At 74.8% G+C, this 22,332-nt stretch carries 18 protein-coding genes; 9 read left to right on the forward strand and 9 right to left on the reverse strand.

Annotated elements, in window-relative coordinates:
• Window positions 1–102 precede the first annotated feature (102 nt).
• Window positions 103–987 carry an NAD(P)-dependent oxidoreductase gene (locus tag ACIRPH_RS14480; protein WP_402914001.1) on the reverse strand — a complete coding sequence of 295 codons (885 nt, stop codon included), beginning with the start codon at window positions 985–987 and terminating at the stop codon, window positions 103–105.
• A 97-nt stretch (window positions 988–1,084) separates the two neighbouring features.
• On the opposite strand from ACIRPH_RS14480, the gene ACIRPH_RS14485 reads away from it, so the two are divergent.
• Entirely contained in the window at window positions 1,085–1,465 is a 381-nt protein-coding gene (locus tag ACIRPH_RS14485; RefSeq protein ID WP_402914003.1) for a winged helix-turn-helix transcriptional regulator, read from the forward strand.
• Between the two features lie 68 nt (window positions 1,466–1,533).
• On the opposite strand, the gene rsgA is transcribed toward ACIRPH_RS14485, so the two are convergent.
• Complete coding sequence (gene rsgA / locus ACIRPH_RS14490; protein WP_402914005.1) at window positions 1,534–2,541, reverse strand: ribosome small subunit-dependent GTPase A; 1,008 nt, start codon at window positions 2,539–2,541, stop codon at window positions 1,534–1,536.
• Entirely contained in the window at window positions 2,538–3,860 is a 1,323-nt protein-coding gene (gene aroA / locus ACIRPH_RS14495) for a 3-phosphoshikimate 1-carboxyvinyltransferase (RefSeq protein ID WP_402914008.1), read from the reverse strand. Before aroA ends, rsgA begins: the two co-directional genes overlap by 4 nt.
• 159 nt (window positions 3,861–4,019) lie before the next feature.
• Here aroA and ACIRPH_RS14500 point away from each other — a divergent pair, with 159 nt between their 5' ends.
• Window positions 4,020–5,192 carry a cysteine desulfurase family protein gene (locus ACIRPH_RS14500; RefSeq protein WP_402914010.1) on the forward strand — a complete coding sequence of 391 codons (1,173 nt, stop codon included), beginning with the start codon at window positions 4,020–4,022 and terminating at the stop codon, window positions 5,190–5,192.
• A gap of 131 nt (window positions 5,193–5,323) precedes the next feature.
• On the opposite strand, the gene ACIRPH_RS14505 is transcribed toward ACIRPH_RS14500, so the two are convergent.
• Window positions 5,324–6,010 carry a peptidylprolyl isomerase gene (locus ACIRPH_RS14505; RefSeq protein ID WP_402914012.1) on the reverse strand — a complete coding sequence of 229 codons (687 nt, stop codon included), beginning with the start codon at window positions 6,008–6,010 and terminating at the stop codon, window positions 5,324–5,326.
• Between the two features lie 131 nt (window positions 6,011–6,141).
• Window positions 6,142–6,570 (reverse strand): PLD nuclease N-terminal domain-containing protein, encoded by a 429-nt coding sequence (locus tag ACIRPH_RS14510; RefSeq protein WP_402914014.1) that lies wholly within the window; start codon window positions 6,568–6,570, stop codon window positions 6,142–6,144.
• Between the two features lie 192 nt (window positions 6,571–6,762).
• Between ACIRPH_RS14510 and ACIRPH_RS14515 the strand changes: the two genes are divergently transcribed.
• The 3 genes from ACIRPH_RS14515 (at window position 6,763) to ACIRPH_RS14525 (ending at window position 9,304) form a co-directional block, all read left to right on the forward strand.
• Window positions 6,763–7,581 (forward strand): Scr1 family TA system antitoxin-like transcriptional regulator, encoded by an 819-nt coding sequence (locus ACIRPH_RS14515; protein ID WP_402914016.1) that lies wholly within the window; start codon window positions 6,763–6,765, stop codon window positions 7,579–7,581.
• A 56-nt stretch (window positions 7,582–7,637) separates the two neighbouring features.
• On the forward strand, window positions 7,638–8,852 hold the full coding sequence (locus ACIRPH_RS14520; protein ID WP_402914018.1) for an amidohydrolase: 1,215 nt from the start codon (window positions 7,638–7,640) through the stop codon (window positions 8,850–8,852).
• A gap of 257 nt (window positions 8,853–9,109) precedes the next feature.
• Window positions 9,110–9,304: a hypothetical protein gene (locus ACIRPH_RS14525; protein ID WP_402914020.1), complete on the forward strand. Its 195-nt coding sequence runs from the start codon at window positions 9,110–9,112 to the stop codon at window positions 9,302–9,304.
• 56 nt (window positions 9,305–9,360) lie between these two features.
• Here the strand turns inward: ACIRPH_RS14525 and ACIRPH_RS14530 are convergent, their stop codons facing one another.
• Entirely contained in the window at window positions 9,361–10,173 is an 813-nt protein-coding gene (locus tag ACIRPH_RS14530; protein ID WP_402914022.1) for a TIGR03089 family protein, read from the reverse strand.
• 431 nt (window positions 10,174–10,604) lie between these two features.
• Here ACIRPH_RS14530 and ACIRPH_RS14535 point away from each other — a divergent pair, with 431 nt between their 5' ends.
• The 3 genes from ACIRPH_RS14535 (at window position 10,605) to ACIRPH_RS14545 (ending at window position 14,780) form a co-directional block, all read left to right on the forward strand.
• Window positions 10,605–12,659: a hypothetical protein gene (locus tag ACIRPH_RS14535; protein WP_402914025.1), complete on the forward strand. Its 2,055-nt coding sequence runs from the start codon at window positions 10,605–10,607 to the stop codon at window positions 12,657–12,659.
• A gap of 64 nt (window positions 12,660–12,723) precedes the next feature.
• On the forward strand, window positions 12,724–13,656 hold the full coding sequence (locus tag ACIRPH_RS14540) for a glycosyltransferase family 2 protein (RefSeq protein ID WP_402914026.1): 933 nt from the start codon (window positions 12,724–12,726) through the stop codon (window positions 13,654–13,656).
• The gene (locus ACIRPH_RS14545) at window positions 13,653–14,780 is read left to right on the forward strand and encodes a glycosyltransferase family 4 protein (RefSeq protein WP_402914029.1); all 1,128 of its coding nucleotides are present in this window, start codon (window positions 13,653–13,655) and stop codon (window positions 14,778–14,780) included. Before ACIRPH_RS14540 ends, ACIRPH_RS14545 begins: the two co-directional genes overlap by 4 nt.
• Window positions 14,781–15,101: 321 nt before the next feature.
• Here ACIRPH_RS14545 and ACIRPH_RS14550 read toward each other — a convergent pair whose 3' ends face one another.
• Entirely contained in the window at window positions 15,102–16,067 is a 966-nt protein-coding gene (locus ACIRPH_RS14550) for a lysylphosphatidylglycerol synthase domain-containing protein (RefSeq protein ID WP_402914031.1), read from the reverse strand.
• Window positions 16,068–16,361: 294 nt separating this feature from the next.
• Here ACIRPH_RS14550 and ACIRPH_RS14555 point away from each other — a divergent pair, with 294 nt between their 5' ends.
• Entirely contained in the window at window positions 16,362–19,010 is a 2,649-nt protein-coding gene (locus ACIRPH_RS14555; protein ID WP_402914034.1) for a bifunctional FO biosynthesis protein CofGH, read from the forward strand.
• Between the two features lie 172 nt (window positions 19,011–19,182).
• Here the strand turns inward: ACIRPH_RS14555 and ACIRPH_RS14560 are convergent, their stop codons facing one another.
• A complete protein-coding gene (locus ACIRPH_RS14560) occupies window positions 19,183–20,442 on the reverse strand; it encodes a glycosyl hydrolase family 18 protein (RefSeq protein ID WP_402914037.1) in 1,260 nt (419 codons plus the stop codon).
• 226 nt (window positions 20,443–20,668) lie between these two features.
• Complete coding sequence (locus ACIRPH_RS14565; protein ID WP_402914040.1) at window positions 20,669–22,252, reverse strand: Na+/H+ antiporter; 1,584 nt, start codon at window positions 22,250–22,252, stop codon at window positions 20,669–20,671.
• Window positions 22,253–22,332: the final 80 nt, after the last annotated feature.

Below are 22,332 nucleotides of genomic sequence, written 5' to 3' on the forward strand. Positions count from 1 at the left end.
GGGCGGGCGGGCGCGGCCCCCCCCCCCCCCCCCCCCCCCCCGCCCCGGCCCCGCCCCCCCCGGCCCCCGCCCCCCCCCCCCGGGCCCCCCCCCGGGCCGGGGTCAGCGGCGCTCGGCCGCGGCCGGGGCGGCGCCACCGGCGGCCAGGCGCCGCTCCATGAGGTCTCCGTACAGGGCCAGGAGCTCGGTGCCCACACCCTGCTCCCGCGCCGTGCGCATCAGGGTCCTGTTGCCCTCGATCTGCATGGCGAGGTTGGAGTCCGTGTCCGTCGTGTAGTCGCCGGTCCCCGCCTGTTCGGCCATGACCGGGGCGGCCGCGGGGGCCATCGCGACGAGCCAGTCGGCGAGGAGTCCCGCGAACCCCCTCAGGGGCACGTCCTCGTCCCGGACCAGGGCGAGGGCGTGCTCCATCCCGGCGAACATGCCGTTCATCGCGCTGAGCAGGGCCACGTCCTGGAGCGGCCCCAGACCGGCGTCCCCGCCGACGTACCTCGCGCCGAGCGGCGCCTCCAGGGCGGTCCGGTGCTCCTCGAACACCTCGGACCCGCCGCTGTACAGCACGTAGCCGCCCGCCTCGGGGACGCCCACCATCGGGGGGACCGCCATGATGCCGCCGCTCAGGAACCGGGCCCCGCGCTCCCGGGCCCACTCCGCGCGGGCGCGGGCCTCGGCCGGGGTCCCCGTCGTGACGTCCACCAGGTCCCTGCCGGAGAGGTCGGCTCCCTCCAGGGCCTCGCCCACGGAGGCGTCGTCGAGCAGGCAGGTCACCACGAGGCGGGCGGAGGCGACCGCCTCGGCGGCGGTCGCGGCGACGTCGGCGCCCTCGGCGGCGAGCGGCTCGGCGCGGGACGGGGTGCGGTTCCACACGGTCAGCGGGTACCCGGCGGCGAGCCAGGTCCGGGCGAGGGCGGCGCCCATGGCCCCCAGCCCGAGCAGGGCGATACGGGGCTCGGCGGTCGGGTCGGTGCCCGGTGAGGTCTTCGTCATGTCGACTAGGCTCGTCCACGGCGCGGGGGCCGACAAGTACGCACTGTGGAGTGCGTGCTCACCCGCGGGTAAGCGTGCAGGCGGAAGGGGTGCGGGGATGGTCACCAGACGAGGGGCGGACGCCTACCACTGCGGTATCGACGCGGCGATGGACGTGATCGGCGGCAAGTGGAAGGTGCTCATCCTCTGGGCCCTGGACGAGCGTCCCCACCGCTTCGGCGAGCTGCGGCGCGCGCTCGACGGCGTCACCGAGAAGGTCCTCGCCTCCCACCTGAGGGAGCTGGAGGACGACGGCATCGTGCACCGCGAGGACTTCGGCGAGGTGCCGCCCCGGGTCGAGTACTCCCTGACCCCGCTCGGCCGCTCCCTGAACGACGCGCTCGCCCCGCTGGGCGACTGGGGGCGCGCCAACATCGGAGGGGTCCCGCCCGAACCCGGGGAGCCGGTCCGGGGCCCGGGGCAGCCGGTCGGCGGCTGACAGGGCGCCGGGGGAGGGGGAGGCGCCCCGGAACGGCACGGGCGGGGAGCCGCCGAGAACGGGCCGGATCAGGCCTCCGGCTCGTCGGTGTCCCCCTCGCGGCTCGCGAGCAGGCGGCGCAGGGACGCCACACGGGCGGGGTCGAGCGCGCCGCGCTCCAGCGCCGCGCCGACCGCGCAGTCGGCGGAGTCGGGCTGGTGCGCGCATCCGGGCGGGCAGCCCTCGGCCGCCTCGGCCAGGTCCGCGAAGCCCGCCACGATGTCCTCCGGGGAGATGTGCGCCAGGCCGAAGCTGCGCACCCCGGGGGTGTCGATCAGCCAGCCGCCCTCGAACGGCAGGGCCGCGGCCGACGTGGACGTGTGGCGGCCCCGCCCCGTCACCGCGTTGACGTGGCCCACCGCCCGGTCGGTGCCCGGGACCAGCCGGTTGACCAGGGTGGACTTGCCCACACCGGAGGAGCCCACCAGGACCGTGGTCCGGCCGGAGAGGCGCTCCCGCAGCCCCTCCAGGCCGCCCTCGGGGCTGAGGACCTCGAAGGGCACCCCCAGGGGCTCGTACACGCGCACCAGCTCGTCCGGTGCGGCGAGGTCGGCCTTGGTCAGGCAGAGCAGGGGGGAGAGCCCGGCGTCGTACGCGGCCACCAGGCAGCGGTCCACGAAGCGCGGCTGCGGGGCCGGGTCGGCGAGGGCGCAGACGATGGCCAACTGGTCCGCGTTGGCGACGATCACCCGCTCGACCGGGTCGGTGTCGTCGGCGGTGCGGCGCAGCACCGACCCGCGGTCGCGGACCCGCACCACCCGGGCCAGCGTGTCCGCCCGGCCGGACAGGTCGCCGACCACGTCCACGCGGTCGCCGACGACGATGGAGCCCCGGCCCAGCTCGCGGGCCTTCATGGCGACCACGGGGACGCCGTCGACCAGGCACCGGTACCGGCCCCTGTCGACGGCGGTGACCATGCCCTCCACGGCGCCCTCGTGCTTGGGCCGGTTGCGGGTACGGGGCTTGGAACCGCCCCGGGCGCGCACGCGGATGTCGTCCTCGTCCAGGTGGCGTCCCCCGCCCCGCGTGCGGCTCATGCCAGGGCCTCCGCCCACAGGCCCGGGAAGTCGGGCAGCGTCTTGCGCGTGGTGGCGATGTTCTCCACCTCCACCCCGGGCACCGCGAGCCCGATCACCGCGCCGGACGTGGCCATCCGGTGGTCGTCGTAGGAGTGGAACACCCCGCCGTGCAGGGGGCGCGGCCGGATGACCAGGCCGTCGGGCAGCTCCTCCACGTCACCGCCCAGCCGGTTGACCTCGGCGGCCAGGGCGGCGATCCGGTCGGTCTCGTGGCGGCGCAGGTGCGCGATGCCGGTCAGCCGGGAGGGCGTGGAGGCGAGCGCGGCCACCGCCGCGACGGTGGGGGTGAGCTCGCCGACGTCGCGCAGGTCGGCCTCGATGCCGCGGACCTCCCCGGTGCCGCGCAGGGTCAGGCCGGCCTCCGACAGGGTCACCTCCCCGCCCATCCGCGTGAACAGCGAACGGAGCTCGTCCCCGGGCTGGGTCGTGCGCCCGGGCCACCCCTCGACCGTCACCTCGCCCCCGCTGACCAGCGCGGCCGCCAGGAACGGCGCGGCGTTGGACAGGTCCGGTTCCACCGTGACGTCGCCGACCCGGACGGGTCCCGGTTCGACCCTCCAGGAGTTCTCCTCCACCGACACGGACACCCCGGCGGCGCGCAGCATCTCCACCGTCATGTCCAGGTGCGGCCGGGACGGCACCGGCGGCCCCGAGTGGCGTACGTGCACGCCCTCGGCGAAGCGCGCCCCGCTCAACAGCAGGGCCGACACGAACTGGGACGAACCCGAGGCGTCCAGGACCACCTCGCCCCCGCGCACGCCGCCGGTGCCGCGGATGGTCATGGGCAGCGCGCCCCGGCCGCCGTCGTCGATGTCGGCGCCCAGCGCCCGCAGGGCGCCGAGGAGCTCGCCCACGGGCCGCTCGCGGGCGCGCGGGTCCCCGTCGAAGCGCACCTCGCCCGCGGCCAGGGCCGCCAGCGGGGGCACGAACCGCATCACCGTGCCCGCGTTGCCGACGTCGACCGAGGCCGGTCCGCGCAGCGCGGCGGGCGTGACCTCCAGGTCGTCCCCGACCTGTGAGACCCCCGTGCCCAGCGCCCGCAGGGCGTCCACCATCAGCTCGCTGTCCCGGCTCACCAGGGGCCGGCGCACCACCGACGGCGTCTCGGACAGCGCCGCCAGGATCAGGGCGCGGTTGGTGACCGACTTGGAGCCGGGCAGGGCCAGCCGGGCGCGCACCGGCCGCTCGGCCACGGGCGCGGGCCAGTGGGGGCCCTCGGCGGCGGTCCGGGGGGTCGTGTCGGTCTGGGCGGGCTGCGAGGACATGGAGTCGGGCATGACCCAAGGTTATCGGGACCGGAAAAGGACGGGGAGCCGTGGAGACCGGCCTGTGGACGGCCGGGGACGGACGGCACACCCCTCCTCGGCACGGCCGGGAGGGGAGCGGCCCCCGCGGGGCCGAGGACGGCCCGGGACGGACGTATCCTTGGTGACGCCATGGTGTATCTGGATCACGCTGCCACGACCGAGGTCCGTCCCGAGGTGGTCGCCGACATCGCGGCCGAGCTCGGCTCCCTCGGCAACCCCTCCTCCCTGCACGGCCACGGCCGCGCCGCCCGCCGCACCGTCGAGGAGTCCCGCGAGCGGATCGCGCGGGCGCTCGGCTCCACCCCGCACGAGGTGGTCTTCACCGGAGGCGGGACCGAGTCCGACAACATCGCCGTCAAGGGCCTCTACTGGGCGCGCAACGCCGAGGACCCCGCCCGGCGGCGCATCCTCACCAGCGCCGTGGAACACCATGCCGCCCTCGACCCGGCCCACTGGATGGCCGAGCACCAGGGCGCCGTCCACGAGGCGCTGCCCGTGGACGCCCTGGGCAGGCTCGACCCCGCGGCCCTCCGCGAGGCCGTCGAGCGGGACCCCGGGTCGGTCGCGCTGGTCTCCGTCATGTGGGCCAACAACGAGGTCGGCACGGTCCAGCCCGTCGAGGAGCTCGCCGCCGTCGCCGCCCAGCACGGCATCCCCTTCCACACCGACGCCGTCCAGGCGGTCGGGGCGGAGCCGGTCGACTTCGCCGCCGCCGGCGTCACCGCCCTCACCGTCAGCGGGCACAAGCTCGGCGGCCCCGTCGGAGCCGGGGCGCTGCTGATCGCCCGCGGGACCGCCCCGACCCCCGTCCTCCACGGCGGCGGCCAGGAGCGCGACATCCGTTCCGGGACCCTCTCGACGCCCCTGCTGAGGGGCCTGGCCACGGCCGTCGACCGTGCCGTCGCCGAACGCGAGGAGCACGCCAAGCACCTCGCGTGCCTGCGCGACGAACTGGAGGAGGGCGTCCGCGCCGTGGTCCCGGACGTGGTCGTCAACGGCGACCGCGAGCGCAGGCTGCCCGGGATCTCCCACCTGTCGTTCCCCGGCTGCGAGGGCGACGCACTGCTGATGCTCCTCGACGCCCGGGGCATCTCCTGCTCCACCGGCTCCGCCTGCTCCGCGGGCGTCGCCCAGCCGAGCCACGTGCTCCTGGCGATGGGGGCGGACCCCGACACCGCCCTGAGCAGCCTGCGGCTGTCCCTGGGGCGCACCTCCACGCGCGAGGACGTCACGGCCCTGGTGGAGGCGATCGGCCCGGCCGTCGAGCGGGCGCGGGCCGCCCGCGCCAAGCGCCGCCGCTGAGGCGCGGGGCCTGCCCCGCGCCGGTCCCGGGCCGCGCGGACCGCTCCGCGCGGCCCCCGCGCCCTCGGGGAGGGCGGCCGGGGGCTCGGGGCGGCCGGGACCCGCGTGCCCGGCGTCTCGGGGCGGTGCGGCTAGCCGGCGCGGTTGACGGTGACGGACTCGATGACCACGTCCTGCGTGGGGCGGTCGTTCGCGTCGGTCTCCGTGACGGAGATGGAGTTCACGATCTCCATGGACTCCTCGTCGGCGACCTGGCCGAAGATGGTGTGCTCGCCGTTCAGGTGGGGGGTCGGCGCGACGGTGATGAAGAACTGGGAGCCGTTCGTGCTGGTGCCCCCTCCCCGGTTGGCCATGGCGAGGACACCGGGCTCGGAGAACTCCCGGCCGGATTCGACCTCGTCCTCGAAGGTGTAGCCGGGACCGCCCTGGCCGGTGCCCTGCGGGTCGCCCCCCTGGAGCATGAAGTCGGCGATGACGCGGTGGAAGACCGTGCCGTCGTAGAACGCCGCCTCGCCCGTCACCGGGTTGGGCACGCCCTCGCCCTCGGCCAGGCCGACGAAGTTGGACACCGTGACCGGCGCGTCCTCGGGGAACAGCTCCAGTTCGATGTCGCCCTCGCTGGTGTGCAAGGTGGCGCCCTCGACGTCGGTGACGTCCACCTCGGCGGGGCTGCCGGTCTGCTCCTGCTCGGGCGCCGCGGAGTCCCCGCCGGCGGGCTCCCCCTGGTCGGCCGGCGCCCCGTCGCCGCCGCAGGCTGTGGTGGCGAGCAGCGCGGTGCAGGCGAGTACGGCTGTCGCCGACAGGGTGAAAGGCTTCATCGGTTCACTTCCGGGGTGAGTGGCGCGGTCGGGCGGCACAAAGCGTACTCGGCGCCGTGGAGCACCCCGGTCCCGGGGTGTCGCACAGTCCGTCATGCCTCGACCACGATGCGGCTCCAGGGGCGCCCGGGTCAGGTGGGGCGGGGATCCCCGTCACCGTCACGCCCCTCGCCTCCGTCGCCGTCACCCCGTTCGGCCTCCTCGCCCCCGGCCTTCTCCTGTGCCTCGCGGGCGCGCCGCCGCTGGGCGTCGGCCCGCTCGCGGCAGCGGCGGAGGAACTCCTCGTCCTCCTCCGGGGTCGCGGCGCGCGCCCGGTGGGGGTGGTCGTACTCCGGGAAGGGCGGGGGCGGCCCGGCGGGCGCGGCGGACGGGGCCCGGCGGGGCCGGCCCAGGGCGAACCAGAGTATTGCCCCGATCTTGGGCAACAGCAGAACGACGACGGTCCAGGCGGGTTTGGGCAGCAGCCGCACCGCGTCGGCGTCGGAGCCGACAACGTCGAACAGGGCGTAGATCCAGACGCCGAGGGCGACGACGAACAGCAGGAGGGCGAGGTGGGACAACGGGGGTTTCCAATCGGGGGATCGCGCGAACGGCGGGCGGCATTGTCAGTCCTTGTGATGACTTATCACGGATCGCCGCACCCGCCCGATCGCTTGACCGGCGCCCCCGACGCGAGAGAGGGTCGGGGAACGAGGTCGGGGCGTCGACCCGAGGGTATGCGAGGCCGGCCCCGCCAGGCGACGGGAGGGGACATGGGTGTGAACAGTGCGTTGCCGTCTGCGATGTGGCTCCCCTTCGGCGCGCGGATCCTGCGCGCCCGCTCCGACCGGGGACTCTCGCGCGCCGAGCTCGCCGCCACGGTCGGCGTGACCGACGACAAGCTCCGGGCGGTCGAGGACGCCCACTGCAGACCGGCCCGTTCGCTGGTGGAGCGGGTCGACAACGTCCTCGGGACCGACCACCAGCTGGTCGAGGCATGGGCCATCACCCTCCAGGCGGAGGCCTTCCCCAACGAGTTCGGCGACGAGCGCGAGCTGGCCGTGCACGCGACCGACCTGTGGGAGCACCAGCCCATGGCCGTTCCGGTGTTCCTGCGCACGCGCGAGTACTCCCGCGCCGTCCTCGGACCCGGCCACCCCGCCCTGTCCCCGGACGAGGTGGAGCTGATGGTCGAGGAGGAGATGGCCAACCGGGCCGCGATGACGGGACCGGACGGCCCCGCGCTGCGGGTCGTGCTCAACGAGTCCGCCCTCCAGCGCCCCCAGGGCGGCGCCGGGGTCCTCAACGCCCAGCGGGACTTCCTCGCCGACCTGATCGGGGCCGGCATCGTCACCGTGGGCGTGATCCCCGAGCAGACCGCGCACCACCCCGGCCTGGGCGGCGCGTTCCGGATGATGGAGTTCGCCGACCGGCCCACGATGGTGTACGCGTTCGCGGCCGAGGGCGGCGACCTGACCGCGGAGTCCGAGCAGGTGGGGCGCTGCGCGATGGTCCGCGAGGCCATCGAGGAGGCCGCCGTGGAACTCACGCCCCGCTCGGAGCTGCTGACGGCGCGCTGGCCCTCCGGCTGACGGGCGCCGGCTCCCGTCCTTGGGGCGACGTCCCGTCATGGGCTAGGTTGCCCGCCATGGATATCGCGATCACATCCGGATACGTCGTCCCCGTGGACGGCGACCCCATCGACGGCGGCACCGTCGTCATCTCCGACGGCAGGATCACCGCGGTCGGAGCGGACGCCGACACCCCCGTCCCGGAGGGCGCCACCGTCGTCGACGCCTCCGGCAAGTGGGTGCTCCCCGGTTTCGTCGAGGCCCACGGCCACCTCGGCATCGACGAGGAGGGCGTCGGCTGGGCCGGGGACGACACCAACGAGATGACCGACCCCAACGGCGCCCGCATGCGCGCGCTCGACGCCATCAACCCCGCGGACCGGGGCTTCGTCGACGCCCTGTCCGGCGGAGTCACCTCCTCGGTCGTCAAGCCGGGCTCGGGCAACCCCATCGGCGGACAGACCGTGGCCGTCAAGTGCTGGGGCCGCAGCATGGAGGACCGCCTGATCAAGCAGCCGGCCAGCGTCAAGAGCGCCCTGGGCGAGAACCCGAAGCGGGTGTACGGCAAGAAGGACCAGGTCCCCTCCACCCGCCAGGGCGTGGCCGCGGTCATCCGGGACGCCTTCACCAAGGCCCAGGACTACAAGGCCAGGCGCGACCACGCCGCGGGCGAGGGCACCCCGTTCGACCGGGACAACACCCTGGAGGTGCTGACCAGGGTCCTGGACGGCGAGATCCCCTGGTGCCAGCACACGCACCGTGCCGACGACATCCACACGGCGATGCGCCTGGCGGACGAGTTCGGCTACCGGCTGATCATCAACCACTGCACGGAGGGCCACCTGCTCGCCGACGAGATCGCCGCACGGGGCATCCCCGTCATCACCGGCCCCCTGATGACCAGCCGCTCCAAGGTGGAGGTCAAGAACAAGACGCTGGCCAACCCCGGCATCCTGGACCGGGCCGGGGTGAAGGTCGCCCTGACCACCGACCACCCCGTCGTCCCGATCGAGTTCCTCGTCCACCAGGCCACCCTGTGCGTGAAGGAGGGCATGGCGCCCGAGTCCGCGATCCGCGCCCTCACGGTCAACCCGGCCGAGATCATGGGCATCTCCGACCGCGTCGGCTCGCTCACGCCGGGGCTGGACGGCGACGTGGTCGTCTGGTCCGGCGACCCGCTCGACGTGATGAGCCGAGCCCTGAGGGTGTTCGTGGAGGGGCGCGAGGTCTACACCTACGACGAGGAGAAGCGCTCGGGCTCGGCCCTGGACGCCTTCTACCGGGAGGACTAGGACGTGGGGGCGCGGTCCCGGGTGCGGTGGGGACCGGCCGGGGCCGCGTCCCGTGCCGCCCGCGGAGCGCCGGAACGGTCCCGCGGCCTCAGGCCCCTGAGGCCCTCTTAGGCCGAGGTGCGCGGTCGCGGGGGCGTTCTGAGGCGGGGCCCGCGCCGTATTCGGGTGATGTGCCGATGGCGGGCGCGGCCGCCTCAGACCGACCCTGGAGCCTGTCGGGAGGGGTTCTCCCGGCGCACGGACCCCGGGGAGGCCCCATGAACCACCACCACGACGCCGCGGCCGAGGCCGCCGCGGCCTACCGGGCCGAGAGGGAGCGCGAGGCGGCCCGGGACCGCCTCGTCCGCGGGGCGCGCCGCCCGGCGCATGCGGAGCGGCGCCGGGCCGACCGCGCCCGGCGGTCGGAACCGCCGGACCACGGGGAGGGCGGGACGCACGCCCCGGCCGTCTGAGGCGGCCGGGCCGCCGGGAGCCCCGGGGGACGCCCCGGGCGCGTCCCCCGGACGTCTCAGACCGGGCCGACCGACCGGAAGGGCATCCCGTCGAGGGGCGCCGTCCCGGCGGCGGTCCCCACCACCGTGACCTTCTCCATCTCCGCCCGCTCGACGACCTTCGCCGGGGCCGCGGGGTCCGCCGGGGTCACCACGATCGGAGAACCCGCCGCGACCGGTGCGAGCAGGAGCTCCGCACCCCCGCCCAGCGCCGTCATCGGCGCGTCCGGCTCCAGGAACAGGCCCAGGCGGTCGTCGGCCGACAGAGCCCAGGCCGCGGCCTGCTCCCGGGCCCCGGCCGCCAGGTCCGCGCCCGTGCGGGGGCCGGGGCCCAGGAGCGCCTGCCCGTCCGGGTCGACCGGGTAGGCCGGGAAGCGGTCGCCGTACCCCCGGACCTCGACGGAGTAGTCGAGCACCATCGGCGGGACCTCGGACAGCGGCAGGCCCAGCGGGTGCAGCGAGGTGCCGACGACCTCGTCGGCGCCGCTGTCCAGCGCGCTCTCCAGGAGCCCGGCTCCGGCGACCGCGACCTGCGCGCCCCCGGGGACGTCCCCGCCGTCCGGGACGAACTCCGCCACCGCGCCCACCGACCAGCACGAGAGGAGCCACGCCAGCGACTGCCAGTGCACCGGGAGGGCGATCACGACCCGGTCGCCCGGCTGCACGCCCAAGCCGTCCACCAGCATGTTCGAGGTCTTGGACACCCAGTTGTCGAACGTGGCCCGGGACAGCTCCACACGGCCGCCGGAGGGGTCGTAGGAGGTCACGAACGGACGGGACGGGTCGGCGGAGACGAGTGCGCGCCACAGCTGCGCGGGAGTTTCGGACATGACCGCCACTCTAGGTGTACTGCTCTGAGAGGTGAGGTAGCGAGGGAGGCGGGAGGGGCGCCGACGGCGGTGCGGAACCGGTGGACGCCTGCTCCGACCGGCCGGTCCCGGACCAGCCACCCCAGGACTCACGGTGATCGCAGTGGTGCGGCCGTCCGGTGAACGCCTCCCGCTTCCCGGTCCCGCACCGGCAGGGGCGGGCGTGGGCCCGTCCCCGGCCGGGATCCGGTCGAACCGCTCGACCCCGCCGTCGGCCCGGGGCCCTCAGGGGCGCCCCCGCACGGCACACCGTCCCGCGCCCGCCCCGTCCGCCGTGTCCGGGCGGTCCCGGACCGGTTCCGCCCGGCCACGGCGGGGCCCCGGAACCGGAACGTCCGACGAGAACCGCCGCACGGTGTGCACAGCCCGCCGGGAACTGCCAGAGTTGCCCCATGCGCTTGCTCCCCGGACGGCTCCTCGCCCGTGTCACCGCGCTCCCCGCGATCGCCGTGTCGGCCTGGCTCCTGGTGGCCTTCCCCCTCCTGGCCCTCGGCTCCTTCACCCCCGTGGCGGCGGCCGTCCTGGGGACGCCCGCCGTCATCGCGGCCTGCGTGCTCGTGCCGCGGTTCGTCCCGGACCCGCCCGAGGACGAGGCCGTCCCCTGGTGGCCCCTCGTGCTCGTCGCGGTGATCACGGTCGGCTTCGCCGCCGTCCAGGTGGCCTACCACGCCGAGGCCCTGGTCATCCGCCGCGACCCCGCCTCCTACGCCATGTACACCGTGTGGATCGCGGAGAACGGCCACCTCCCCATCCCGCAGCAGCGCGAGCTCATCGCGGGCGACGATCCGGCGCTCAGCTACCAGAGCCTCGCCCACTACGACCGGGACGGGGTGATCTGGCCCCAGTTCATGGCGGGCGCGCCGCTGGTGACCTCCATCGGCTACTGGCTGGGCGGGCTCGACGGCATGCTCGTGACCACGCCCCTCCTCGGCGCGCTCGGCGTGCTCGCCTTCGCCGGGCTCACCGCGCGCCTGGTCGGCGCGCGCTGGGCCCCCCTGGGCGCCCTCGTGCTCGCCGTGTGCCTGCCCCAGCAGTGGGTGAGCCGCTTCACCTACAGCGAACCCCTGACCCAGATCCTCCTGATCGGCGGGATGGTCCTGGCCTACGACGCGCTCGTCCGCCGCACCGTCCTCACCGACCGCTGGTCGGCCTCCCACACCCTCGCCGCCGCGGCGGGGCTGGCGTTCGGCCTCGCCCTGGTGGTGCGGATCGACGCGATCCGCGACCTGCTCCCCGTGGTCGGGTTCATCGGCCTCCTGCTCCTGGCCAGGCGGGGGCAGGCACTCCCCCTGCTCGGCGGGCTCGTGCTCGGCGTCGGCCTGGGCCTGTACGCCGGGTACGGGCTGTCCCTGCCCTACCTGGAGTACCTGTCCGACTCCCTCAACCCCCTCCTGCTGATCAGCGCGGCGGTCATCGCGGTCACGGCCGCGGCCACGGCCGCCCTGTGGCGCTTCGGCGTCCCCCGCGTGGAGCGCGTCCGCTGGCTTCCCCACGCGGTGACCGCGCTCGCCCTCCTCACCATGGTCGGGTTCGCGATCCGCCCCCTGTTCTGGCCCGACTACGGCCACGGCAGCGACTTCACCGATGCCTGGGTGGCCTCGGTCCAGGAGCGGGAGGGGCTGTGGCCCATCGAGGGCAGCCGCACCTACTACGACATGAGCCTGTACTGGGTGGGCTGGTACGTGGGCCTGGGCACCGTCCTCTTCGCCTCCCTCGGCGTGGCGCTGGTGCTGCGCCGCCTCGTCCTGCGCCGGGACCCCCAGTGGCTGCTGCCCGCCATGCTGCTGGTGTGGACCGTCACGACCACTCTCCTGCGCCCCGCCATCACCCCCGACCACCCCTGGGCGAGCCGGCGGCTGATCGTGCTGGTCATCCCGGCGTTCATCCTGTTCGCGGTCTGGTTCCTGGCGTGGCTCACCCGCTACTGCACGGTCGCCGCGGCCCCGGGGCGGCGCGGGCCGGCCTTCCAGGTCCTCCCCGCGGTGGTCGCCGCCAGTGCCTCCCTGGCAGTGCTCGGCCCCGCCGCGGCCACCTCGGCCGCCGGGATCATGGGGTACCGGCAGGACGTGGGATCGGTCGCGGCCACCGAGGAGCTGTGCGCGGCGCTGCCGGAGGACGCGTCGGTGGTCGTGGTCGACCCCGGCATGGCCGGGAACTACATGCCGCTCCTGAGGAACGTCTGCGGCGTCCCCACCGCGGCGATGGACGAGCCGACGCCGGAGGACGTCGACCGGGTGGTCGCCGAGATCCACGGCCGCGGGCGCGACGCGGTCCTGGCGGCCTCGCAGTGGCAGGTGCTGGAGGACCTGACCGGGAGCACCGAGAACGTCGAGCGGCCGTTCCACGTCCTGGCCGAGATGGATCCGAGTACCCTCATGGAACCCCCGACAGGCCACTGGACCTTCAACGAGAGCGTGTGGGTGTCCGTGCTCCCCGCCGGGGGATGACCCCGCCCCCGCGGACCGGCCCCGCCACGCCCCCTCCCGCACCCGCACCCGCTGAGAAGAACCCATGAGCCAGACGAGCGACGACACCCGCCGGCCCGACCAGACCCCGCCCGTGCGGGTCACCATCGTGCTGCCCTGCTACAACGAGGAAGACCACGTCGTCGACGAGGTCAAACGGATCTGTGCCGCCATGGACGGCTCCGGCTACGGCTACGAGCTGCTCGCGGTGGACGACGCCTCCACCGACCGCACCCTGGAGCGCCTGCGCGACGTGCAGGGCCTCTACCCGCACATGCGCGTCATCGCGTTCGGGCACAACGGCGGATCCGGCACCGTGCGCCGGCTCGGCAGCCAGCGGGCGCGGGGCGAGTTCGTGGTGTGGACCGACGCGGACATGAGCTACCCCAACGAGCGCATCCCCGAACTCGTCGCCATGCTCGACGCCGACCCCGAGCTGGACCAGGTGGTGGGCGCCCGCACCCAGGAGATGGGGTCGCACAAGGCGCTGCGGGTCCCCGCCAAGTGGATGATCCGCAAGATCGCCGAGCGGCTCACCAACACCCGCATCCCCGACCTCAACTCCGGGCTGCGCGTCTTCCGGCGCGACGTCGCCCGTCCCTACCTGAGGCTGCTGCCGCCCGGGTTCTCCTGCGTCACCACCATCACGCTGGCGTTCCTGTCCAACCAGCACCCGGTGAGGTACGTGCCCATCGAGTACGCGAAGCGGGCGGGCAAGTCCAAGTTCCACTTCGTCAGCGACGCCTACCGGTACATCCTGCAGGTGCTGCGGATGGTCATGTACTTCAACCCCCTCAAGGTCCTCATGCCGCCGGCACTGGTACTGCTGGGCCTCGGCACGGCCAAGTTCGTGTTCGACCAGGTGCGCAACCCGCTGTACATCCCCAACAACACCGTCATGATCCTGATGACGGGCCTGATCATCGCGGCGATCGCGCTGCTGGCCGACCTGATCGTGCGCTCCCGGGAGAACCCGTGACCGGCGCTCCGTCCCGGGTGGTGCTCGTGGGGCCCGCCCACCCGTACAAGGGCGGCGGGGCCAGGCACACCACCGAGCTCGCCCACCGGCTGAGCGCGCTCGGCCACCCCACGGCGATCGAGTCCTGGCGCGCCCAGTACCCCGCCGCCCTGTACCCGGGGCGGCAGACCATAGCCGCTCCCGAGGGGGAGCCGTACCCGGACACCCGCCACGACCTGGCCTGGTACCGGCCGGACGGGTGGTGGCGGGCGGGGCGGCGGCTGGCGCGCGAGGCCGACCTCGTGGTCCTCACCGTCTTCTCACCGGTCCAGGTACCCGCCTACCTCGGCATCCTCGCCGGGGTGAGGTCCCGTCGCGGCGCCGCCCGGGTGGTCGCGCTGTGCCACAACGTGCTGCCGCACGAGCGGCGGCCGGTCGACGTGTCCCTGGTCCGCGCCCTGCTGCGCCGGACCGACGGCGTGCTCACGCACTCGCCCGGGCAGGCCCTCCTCGCCGAGGGCCTGCTCGGTCCGGGCCGCGACCGGCCCGTGGTCGCCGAGATGCCGCCGCACCTGCCCGAGACGGGGGGAACCGCGACCCCGGACGGCGCGGCCCCGGGCGGCGAGCGCAGGCACCTGCTGTTCCTCGGCATCGTCCGCCCCTACAAGGGCGTCGACCTGCTGCTGCGCGCCCTGGCGGAGGGAGCGCCGCCGGACGTGACGCTGACCGTCGCGGGGGAGTTCTGGGGCGGGACGGCCGATCTGGCGGCCCAGGCCGCCGCGCTCGGGGTCGCCGACCGCGTCCGGTTCCTCGACGGGTACGTGCCCGCGGAGGACCTCCCCGGCCTGTTCGGCTCGGCCGACGCGGTCGTCCTGCCCTACCGGACCGCCACCGCCACCCAGAACGTGTGGCTGGCCCACGAGCACGGGCTGCCGGTCGTGGCGACCCGGGCCGGGACGCTCGCCGACCACGTGCGCGAGGGGGTCGACGGCCTGCTGTGCGAGCCGGGCGACGCGGCCGACCTGGCACGCGCGCTCGGCGAGTTCTACGCCCCGGGGGAGCCGGCGCGGCTGCGCGCCGGGGTCCGCCCGGTGGACGCCGACCCCTACTGGCGTGCCTACACCGAGCGCCTGCTCGGGGCCTGAGCGGGGCCCGGGGGAGGACGTGCTCCGGTACGCGGCGCGCCCGCGCGCCCGGCGGGGACGGTGAGAACCGCGGGTCGGGCCCCGGCGAGGACGGCCGCCCGGCGGGGCCTGGCCCGTGAGCGCGCTTGGCGAGGGCGGGAGGGCGAAGGGGGTCCGTGCGGCCCGCCGTCGGCGCGCCCGCGCGTGCCCGGCGGGGACGGTGAGAACCGCGGATCGGGCCCCGACGGGGCCTGGCCCGTGAGCGTGCCCGGGGAGGGCCCCACCGGGTCAGGGCCGGGTACGGCCGACGTCGGCGCGCCGGGCGAGGACGCGGGTCCGGGCTCAGCGAGCCCGAGCGGGACCGCCGCGCGAGGCGCCGGCGCCCCGTTCCGGCGCGGGCGACAACACGACCGACAGCCCGGCCCAGGCCAGGTCCGCGGCGGTCATCACCAGCCGCGACAGCACCGCCACCACCAGGGCCGCCCCGGCGTCCACCACCGGGGCCAGCGCCACGACCAGGACCGCCTCGCGCACGCCCAGCCCGGCAGGGGCGAACACGACCAGCAGGCCCAGCGTCCAGGCCAGCGCGTAGGCGCCGACGGCCGGGCCCAGCGAGCGCACCGCGTCGCCGCCGACGGCCCAGGTCAGCAGCCACACGTGGGCCCCCAGGGGGACCCACGCCACCAGGGTCCACCCCGCGGCCGCGGCCATCGCCCTCCCGCCGACGCCGAGCGGGCCGGCCTCCGCCACCTCCCGGAAGCGCGCGAACGGGCGGGCGGCCAGCCGGAAGCCCAGGCCGACCACGCGCGGGTGCAGGGCGGCGAGCAGGAGCGGGGCCAGGGCCAGCGCCCACCACCAGCGGCGGGCGGCCTCCGCCGACGACAGGGGCAGGGCGACCGCGGCGACGGCCAGGCTCACCGCGACCGTCACGCCGACGGCGAGCAGGGTCGCGGCGGCGCCCCGGGACCGCGGCACGGCCCGGTCTCGTGCCAGCTCGACCTGGGCGACGAACGCCCACACCGAGCCCGGGAGGTACTTGCCCAGCTGGCCCACGAACATCACGCGGGACGCCACCCGGCGCGGCAGCGGTGAGCCGAGCCCGGCCAGCAGGGCCCTCCAGGCGAGCATCTGCGCGGTCAGCCCCGCCATGCCGGAGAGGACCGCGGCCGGGAGCACCCACAGCGGGAGCTCGGCGGCGGCGTCCCGTGCCTGCGCCCAGTTCGCGTGCAGGGCCGCGCCCGCGCACGCGCACACCGCCAGGAAGAGCGCGGACCGGACCCACGGGTTGCCGCGCAGCCGACTCAGCACGCCACTCCTCCTTCGTTCACCTGACGACCCTATGTCTCTTCCCCCCGTCCGGGGACGGTCCGGTGTCCCCCCGTCCGGGGACGCTCCGGCGCCCCTCCGGGCCGGGACGCGCCCGCTCCGGTCCGGTACGGGCGGCGGGGAGGGCCCGGGGCGCGATCACCGCCGGGCCGCGAACGGGCGGCCCCGGCACAGGACGGGGGTTCCGCCGACGCGCGCCGGGGCGGCGGCCCCGGCCCCTCCGCGAGCGGCGGTGCGTCCGCGCGGGCGGAACGGGCGGGGCGTAGGGTGCGCTCTATGAGTGGTGCGAACGACCCCTTCCCCGTGTCCTCCCAGGCCCCGGCCTCCAGGCCGCCGACCCCCTCCGCGATGCGCCGGGCCCTGGCGAGGGCCCGGGACGGCAAGACGCTCGACGTCGCCGAGGCGGAGGTCCTCCTGCACGCGAGGGGGGAGGACCTGGAGACCCTCCTCGAACACGCCGGCAGGGTGCGCGACGCCGGGCTGGAGGCCGCGGGCCGCCCCGGCGTCATCACCTACAGCCGCAAGGTGTTCGTCCCCCTGACCCGCCTGTGCCGCGACCGCTGCCACTACTGCACGTTCGCGACGGTCCCCGGACGCCTGGAAGCGCCCTTCATGTCGCCCGACGAGGTCCTGGAGATCGCCCGCGAGGGCGCCCGGGCGGGCTGCAAGGAGGTGCTCATCACCCTCGGGGACCGACCCGAGGACCGGTGGAAGCAGGCCGCCGAGTGGCTCGACGCGCACGGCTACGACGACACCCTGTCCTACGTGAGGGCCACGGCGATCATGGTCCTGGAGGAGACAGGGCTCCTCCCGCACCTCAACCCGGGCGTCATGACCTGGGCGGACTTCCAGAGGCTCAAGCCGGTCTCCCCGTCGATGGGGATGATGCTGGAGACCACCTCCACCCGGCTCTTCACCGAGAAGGGCCAGGCGCACTACGGCAGTCCCGACAAGGACCCCGCGGTGCGGCTGCGGGCGCTGGAGGACGCGGGCCGCTCCAGCGTCCCCTTCACCACCGGCATCCTCCTGGGGATCGGCGAGACGGTCGCCGACCGCGCCGAGTCCGTCTTCGCGATACGCGGGGTCTCCCGCCGCCACGGCGGCGTCCAGGAGGTCATCGTGCAGAACTTCCGCGCCAAGCCCGGCACCGCGATGATGCACCGGCCCGACGCAGAACGCGAGGAGATGGCCGCCACGATCGCGGTCACCCGCCTGGTCATGGGCCCCAAGGCGCACATCCAGGCGCCCCCGAACCTCATCGGGGCGGAGTCGGGCGGCGTGGACGAGTACGCGCTGATGCTGCGCGCGGGCATCGACGACTGGGGCGGCGTCTCGCCGCTCACCGCCGACCACGTCAACCCCGAGCGCCCCTGGCCGCAGATCGACGACCTGGCCGCGCGCACCGCCGGCCAGGGGTTCACGCTGCGCGAGCGGCTCACCGTCTACCCCGAGTACATCCGCGCGGGCGAGCCGTGGCTCGACCCCCGCCTGGCCGGGCACGTCGCCGCGCTCGCCGACCCGGAGACCGGCCTGGCACGGGAGGACGCGGTCATCGAGGGGCGGCCCTGGCAGGAGCGCGAGGCCGTCCTGGTCTCCTCCGGCCGCACCGACCTGCACACGGGCATCGACGCCGAGGGGCGCACCGGCGACCGCCGGAGCGACTTCGACTCCGTCTACGGCGACTGGGACGAACTGCGCTCCGGCGTGGACCGGGACGGCGCCGTGCCCCGCAGGTTCGACCCGGACATCGCCGCGGCGCTGCGCAGCGCGGAGGCCGACCCCGCGGGACTGGACGACGACGAGGCGCTCGCCCTGCTGCACGCGGACGGCCCCGAGCTCGAAGCCCTCGCCGATCTGGCCGACCGCGTACGGCGCGACGTGGTCGGCGACGACGTCACGTACGTGGTGACCAGGAACATCAACTTCACCAACGTCTGCTACACCGGCTGCCGGTTCTGCGCGTTCGCGCAGCGCCGCACCGACGCCGACGCGTACACGCTCTCGCTCGACCAGGTGGCCGACCGGGCCGAGGAGGCGTGGAAGGCCGGTGCGACCGAGGTGTGCATGCAGGGCGGCATCCACCCGGACCTGCCCGGCACCGCCTACTTCGACATCGCGTCGGCCGTGCGCGAGCGCGTCCCCGACATGCACGTCCACGCGTTCAGCCCGATGGAGGTGGTCAACGGGGCCGCCCGCACCGACCTGCCGGTGCGCGAGTGGCTGACCCGCGCCCGCGAGGCGGGGCTGGGCTCGCTCCCCGGCACGGCCGCGGAGATCCTCGACGACGAGGTCCGCTGGATCCTCACCAAGGGCAAGCTGCCCGCGAGCGAGTGGATCGACGTGATCACCACCGCGCACGACCTGGGCATCCCGACCACGTCGACGATGATGTACGGCCACGTGGACTCGCCGAGGCACTGGGTGGCGCACATCAAGCTGCTGCGCTCCCTCCAGGAGCGTTCGGTGGAGCGCAACGGGCGCCGAGGGTTCACCGAGTTCGTGCCGCTGCCGTTCGTGCACACGAACTCGCCCATCTACCTGGCCGGGCTGGCCCGCACGGGCCCGACCGTCAGGGAGAACCGGGCGGTGCACGCCCTGGCCCGCCTGCTGCTGCACGGCCACATCGACAACATCCAGTGCTCGTGGGTGAAGCTGGAGGAGGACACCTGCCGACTGCTGCTGGCGGGCGGCGTGAACGACGTGGGCGGCACCCTGATGGAGGAGACCATCAGCCGCATGGCCGGTTCGGGGCAGGGGTCGTTCAAGACGATCACCGACATCCGCTCCATGGTCGGGCCGACCGGCCGGCCGGTCCGGCAGCGCACCACCCTCTACGGGGAGGTGCCCCAGGAGCGGCAGCGCGTCGCGGAGGCCAGCGACGGCGTGGCGCCGAGCGTTCTGCGCCCGTCCCTCCCCCTGGTCTGAGGGGCGGGACGGGCCCGGGGACCCCGGTGCCGGGGAGAACGAAGGGGCGGAACGCCGTGTGACGGCGTTCCGCCCCTTCTCCTGGGAGGCGGACCCCCCGGGAGGGGAGTGGCGGGGGTCCGCGGGGGCCGCGCGCAGCGGGAGGGGAGGGGACCTCCGCGCGGTCGTGGTCCTAGCAGGCGCCGACGTCGGTCCAGACACCCCACTCGCCGGTCGTGCCGGGCTCCTCGCCCCGGGTCCACCAGCGGGCCTGGTACTCACGGCCGCCGTGGGCCACGCGGTCGCCCTGGGTGTAGGTGGAGCCGGACGACCAGGCGGAGGCGGTGCACTCGCCGGGCTGCTGGGTCGGCTGCTCCGTGGGCTGCTCCGTCGGCTGCCCGCCGCCGCCCGGGTTGTCCAGGCGGGCGGAGACGGTGTTCGCGAAGGCGTAACCGCTGGTGGCGTCCCAGTTGATCGACCAGGTCATCACACCGCCGATGGGGCCGTACGGCGTCCGGGGGGAGAACGAGCCGCAGTTGGCGCCGGTCTCCAGGCAGTCGAGGGCGCGCACCACCTGGCTCGGCGCCATGTAGCCGCCGCCCGCCGCGGAGCGCACCGCGGGCAGGCCCAGGCCCACCTGGTCGGGGCGCAGCCCCATCTCCAGCTGGATGCAGGCGAGCGCCGCGACGAAGTCCGGGGTGCCCTGGCTGTACACCTGGCCGTCGCAGCCGAGCATCGACCCGGAGTTGTAGTACTGCATGTTCACGATGGTGAGGATGTCGGCGATGTCCGTCGCGAGCTTGTAGTACTCGCGGTCGGGGCTCTGGAAGTCGATGGTCTGCGGCGCCATGGTGACGATCAGGCCCGGGCCGACCCGGGAGCCGAGGTCGTGCAGGGCGGCGGACATGTGCTGGGCGTTGATGCCGTGCTCCAGGTCGATGTCGACCCCGTCGAACCCGTAGTCCTGCATCAGCCCGTAGGCGGTGTCGGCGAAGTTCCGCGCCTGGGTCGGGTTGGTGACGTTCACGTGGCCGAGCTCGCCGCCCACGGAGATGATGACCTTGCGCCCCTGGGCCTGGACGGCCGCGATGTCGCTCCGGAACTGCGCGTCGGTGTAGCCGCCCAGCTCGCTGCTCGCGAGGTTGAAGGTGATGCCGCCGTCGAGGGTGGCGTGGTTGTCGGCGAAGGCGACGGCCACCATGTTGTACTCGGCGGGGATCTCCGTCAGCGGCATCACCCCGGAGCCGTTCTCGAAGTTGTGCCAGTAGCCGGTGAGCCACTGCCCGGTCTGCTGGGTCTGGACGGTTTCGCCGTCGGCCACGGTCTCCGCCTCGGTGGGAGAGGGGGCGATCTGGGTGAAGCCCGCCACGAGGGCGGCGGCCAGAACCGCGAAGGTGCCGGTGAGAGCGGCTTTGCGCCCCTTGGACCGGCGGTGGCGTTGAGTCCTGAGCATGGGGGTGCTCCTTTCGTCGAGCGGGGGAGACGAAGGGGGCTCCCGGGGGAGCCGCTTAATTGTTAAGAAACTTTAAAGTTGGCTTCCGGTCCCGTCAATGGAAATGGTAAGGAAAGTTTGTAGTTTTCTTTGGGATCGCGTACCACTTTCTTCGGGTCAGCCTTCCGCGCAACGGCCCGGGCGCCTCGGGGTACCGGTCCCCGCCGGGACCCGGGCCCGGCCCCGCTCACGCGCCGTACGGGCCGGTGCCCGTGTCCCGGATGTCCAGGTCGCGGCTCATCGCCCGGAACACCTCGTGGTCGATGTCGCCCTCCCGGTACATCGACATCAGCGTGTCCCGCCTCGCCTGCGTGATCTGGGCGTGCACCGCCTTGCCGCTGTCCACCCGCCGCCGGGCCCGGCCGTCCTCCGCGTCGAGGAGCCCCCGCACCTGGCCCACCCGGCGGACGTACACGCCGCGCAGGGAGTCGGCGGTCTTCTCGTCCAGCTCCCCCTCGCGGAGGAGCTCGTCCACCTTGCTCAGCGCCGCGCAGCTCATCTGCTCGTCCGCCCGCAGGAACTCCCGCTGCCGGGCGCCCTCCTCGGCGAGGCCCAGCCGCCGCAGCACCAGCGGCAGCGTCGTCCCCTGACCCACCAGCGTCCCCAGCACCACCACGCCCGCCACGAACACCAGTGCGCCCCGGTCGGTGAAGGGCTCCCCGCCCAGGGTGGCGGGCAGGGACAGGGCGATCGCCAAGGACACCGCCCCGCGCATCCCGCTCCACCCGATGACGATCCGCTCCCGGAAGGACGAGACCTCCAGGTTGAGGAACCGCACCACCCGCTGCACCGGGATGACGGCCAGCATCAGCGCCATGCGCAGGACGACCGCCGCGGCCGTCGTCGCCAGGGCGACCCCGAGCAGCCACAGGAGGGCGAAGTGCTCCCGCACGGCCGCCGCCACCGCGTCCAACTGGAGCCCCAGCACCACGAACAGCATCGACTCCAGCAGGCTCACCAGCGTCGACCAGATCGTCTGCCCGTTCACCCGCACCCTCGGCGGCAGCAGGCCCTCGCCCCGCGTGCCCAGGTAGAACCCGGCGACCACCGCCGCCAGAACGCCGGAGAACCCGGCCATCTCCGCCGGGATGTACGCGACGAACGGCGTGACCAGCACCACCATCAGCTGGAGGGACGGGTCCCGCATGCGCATACGCGACCACGCCACCGCCGCGGCCACCACGGCCCCGTAGAGGAGGCCGCCCGCCACGACCTTCGCCAGCTCCACCACGCCCTCCTGCGGCGTGAGCGGACGCGCCATCGCGGTGACGGCCAGGCTGAACAGGGTCAGCGCCACCCCGTCGTTGATGAGGGACTCGCCCTCCAGGATCGTCAGCACCCTGCGCGGGGTGCCCACCCGCTTGAGGATGGCCGACGCCGCCACGGCGTCCGTCGGCGCGATCGCCGCGCCCAGGGCGATCGCGGCCGGCCACCCCACCGAGGGCATCAGCAGGTGGACGACCGCGGCCAGGCCGAACGCGGTGGCCAGCGTCACCCCCACGGCCATCACGGCGATGGGCCGCATCAGGTCGCGCATGTCCCGGGGCGAGGAGAAGAACGCCGCGTTGTAGATCAGCGGCGGCAGGAACACGAGGAGGATGACCTCGGGGGAGATCGACAGCGAGTGCATCCACGGCACGGCCCCCAGGGCCATGCCGAGCAGTGCCAGGACGACCGCGCCCGGCACCCGGAGCCGCCCCGCGACCAGTCGGCCGCAGATCACCGCGACCACGATCACCAGCGTGGCGACCACGTACTCCTCGACGTTCATCCCGCGCCCCCCGCTCGACTCCCGGCCGGACCAGGATCGCGCCGACGGCCCCCCGGCGCCTCCGGACGCGCCGGGGGACC

Source organism: Nocardiopsis sp. NPDC101807, assembly GCF_044766605.1.
GTDB classification, from domain to species: domain Bacteria; phylum Actinomycetota; class Actinomycetes; order Streptosporangiales; family Streptosporangiaceae; genus Nocardiopsis; species Nocardiopsis tropica.

Excerpts from the sequence above, each read along its gene's own strand:
- ACIRPH_RS14500 (WP_402914010.1), top strand. The coding sequence starts at position 4,020 with ATGGTGTATCTGGATCACGCTGCCACGACCGAGGTCCGTCCCGAGGTG.
- ACIRPH_RS14555 (WP_402914034.1), top strand. The coding sequence starts at position 16,362 with ATGAGTGGTGCGAACGACCCCTTCCCCGTGTCCTCCCAGGCCCCGGCC.
- ACIRPH_RS14525 (WP_402914020.1), top strand. The coding sequence starts at position 9,110 with ATGAACCACCACCACGACGCCGCGGCCGAGGCCGCCGCGGCCTACCGG.
- ACIRPH_RS14560 (WP_402914037.1), bottom strand. The coding sequence starts at position 20,442 with ATGCTCAGGACTCAACGCCACCGCCGGTCCAAGGGGCGCAAAGCCGCT.
- ACIRPH_RS14505 (WP_402914012.1), bottom strand. The coding sequence starts at position 6,010 with ATGAAGCCTTTCACCCTGTCGGCGACAGCCGTACTCGCCTGCACCGCG.
- ACIRPH_RS14565 (WP_402914040.1), bottom strand. The coding sequence starts at position 22,252 with ATGAACGTCGAGGAGTACGTGGTCGCCACGCTGGTGATCGTGGTCGCG.
- ACIRPH_RS14480 (WP_402914001.1), bottom strand. The coding sequence starts at position 987 with ATGACGAAGACCTCACCGGGCACCGACCCGACCGCCGAGCCCCGTATC.
- ACIRPH_RS14520 (WP_402914018.1), top strand. The coding sequence starts at position 7,638 with ATGGATATCGCGATCACATCCGGATACGTCGTCCCCGTGGACGGCGAC.
- ACIRPH_RS14530 (WP_402914022.1), bottom strand. The coding sequence starts at position 10,173 with ATGTCCGAAACTCCCGCGCAGCTGTGGCGCGCACTCGTCTCCGCCGAC.
- ACIRPH_RS14535 (WP_402914025.1), top strand. The coding sequence starts at position 10,605 with ATGCGCTTGCTCCCCGGACGGCTCCTCGCCCGTGTCACCGCGCTCCCC.
- rsgA (WP_402914005.1), bottom strand. The coding sequence starts at position 2,541 with ATGAGCCGCACGCGGGGCGGGGGACGCCACCTGGACGAGGACGACATC.
- aroA (WP_402914008.1), bottom strand. The coding sequence starts at position 3,860 with ATGCCCGACTCCATGTCCTCGCAGCCCGCCCAGACCGACACGACCCCC.
- ACIRPH_RS14540 (WP_402914026.1), top strand. The coding sequence starts at position 12,724 with ATGAGCCAGACGAGCGACGACACCCGCCGGCCCGACCAGACCCCGCCC.
- ACIRPH_RS14515 (WP_402914016.1), top strand. The coding sequence starts at position 6,763 with ATGGGTGTGAACAGTGCGTTGCCGTCTGCGATGTGGCTCCCCTTCGGC.
- ACIRPH_RS14485 (WP_402914003.1), top strand. The coding sequence starts at position 1,085 with ATGGTCACCAGACGAGGGGCGGACGCCTACCACTGCGGTATCGACGCG.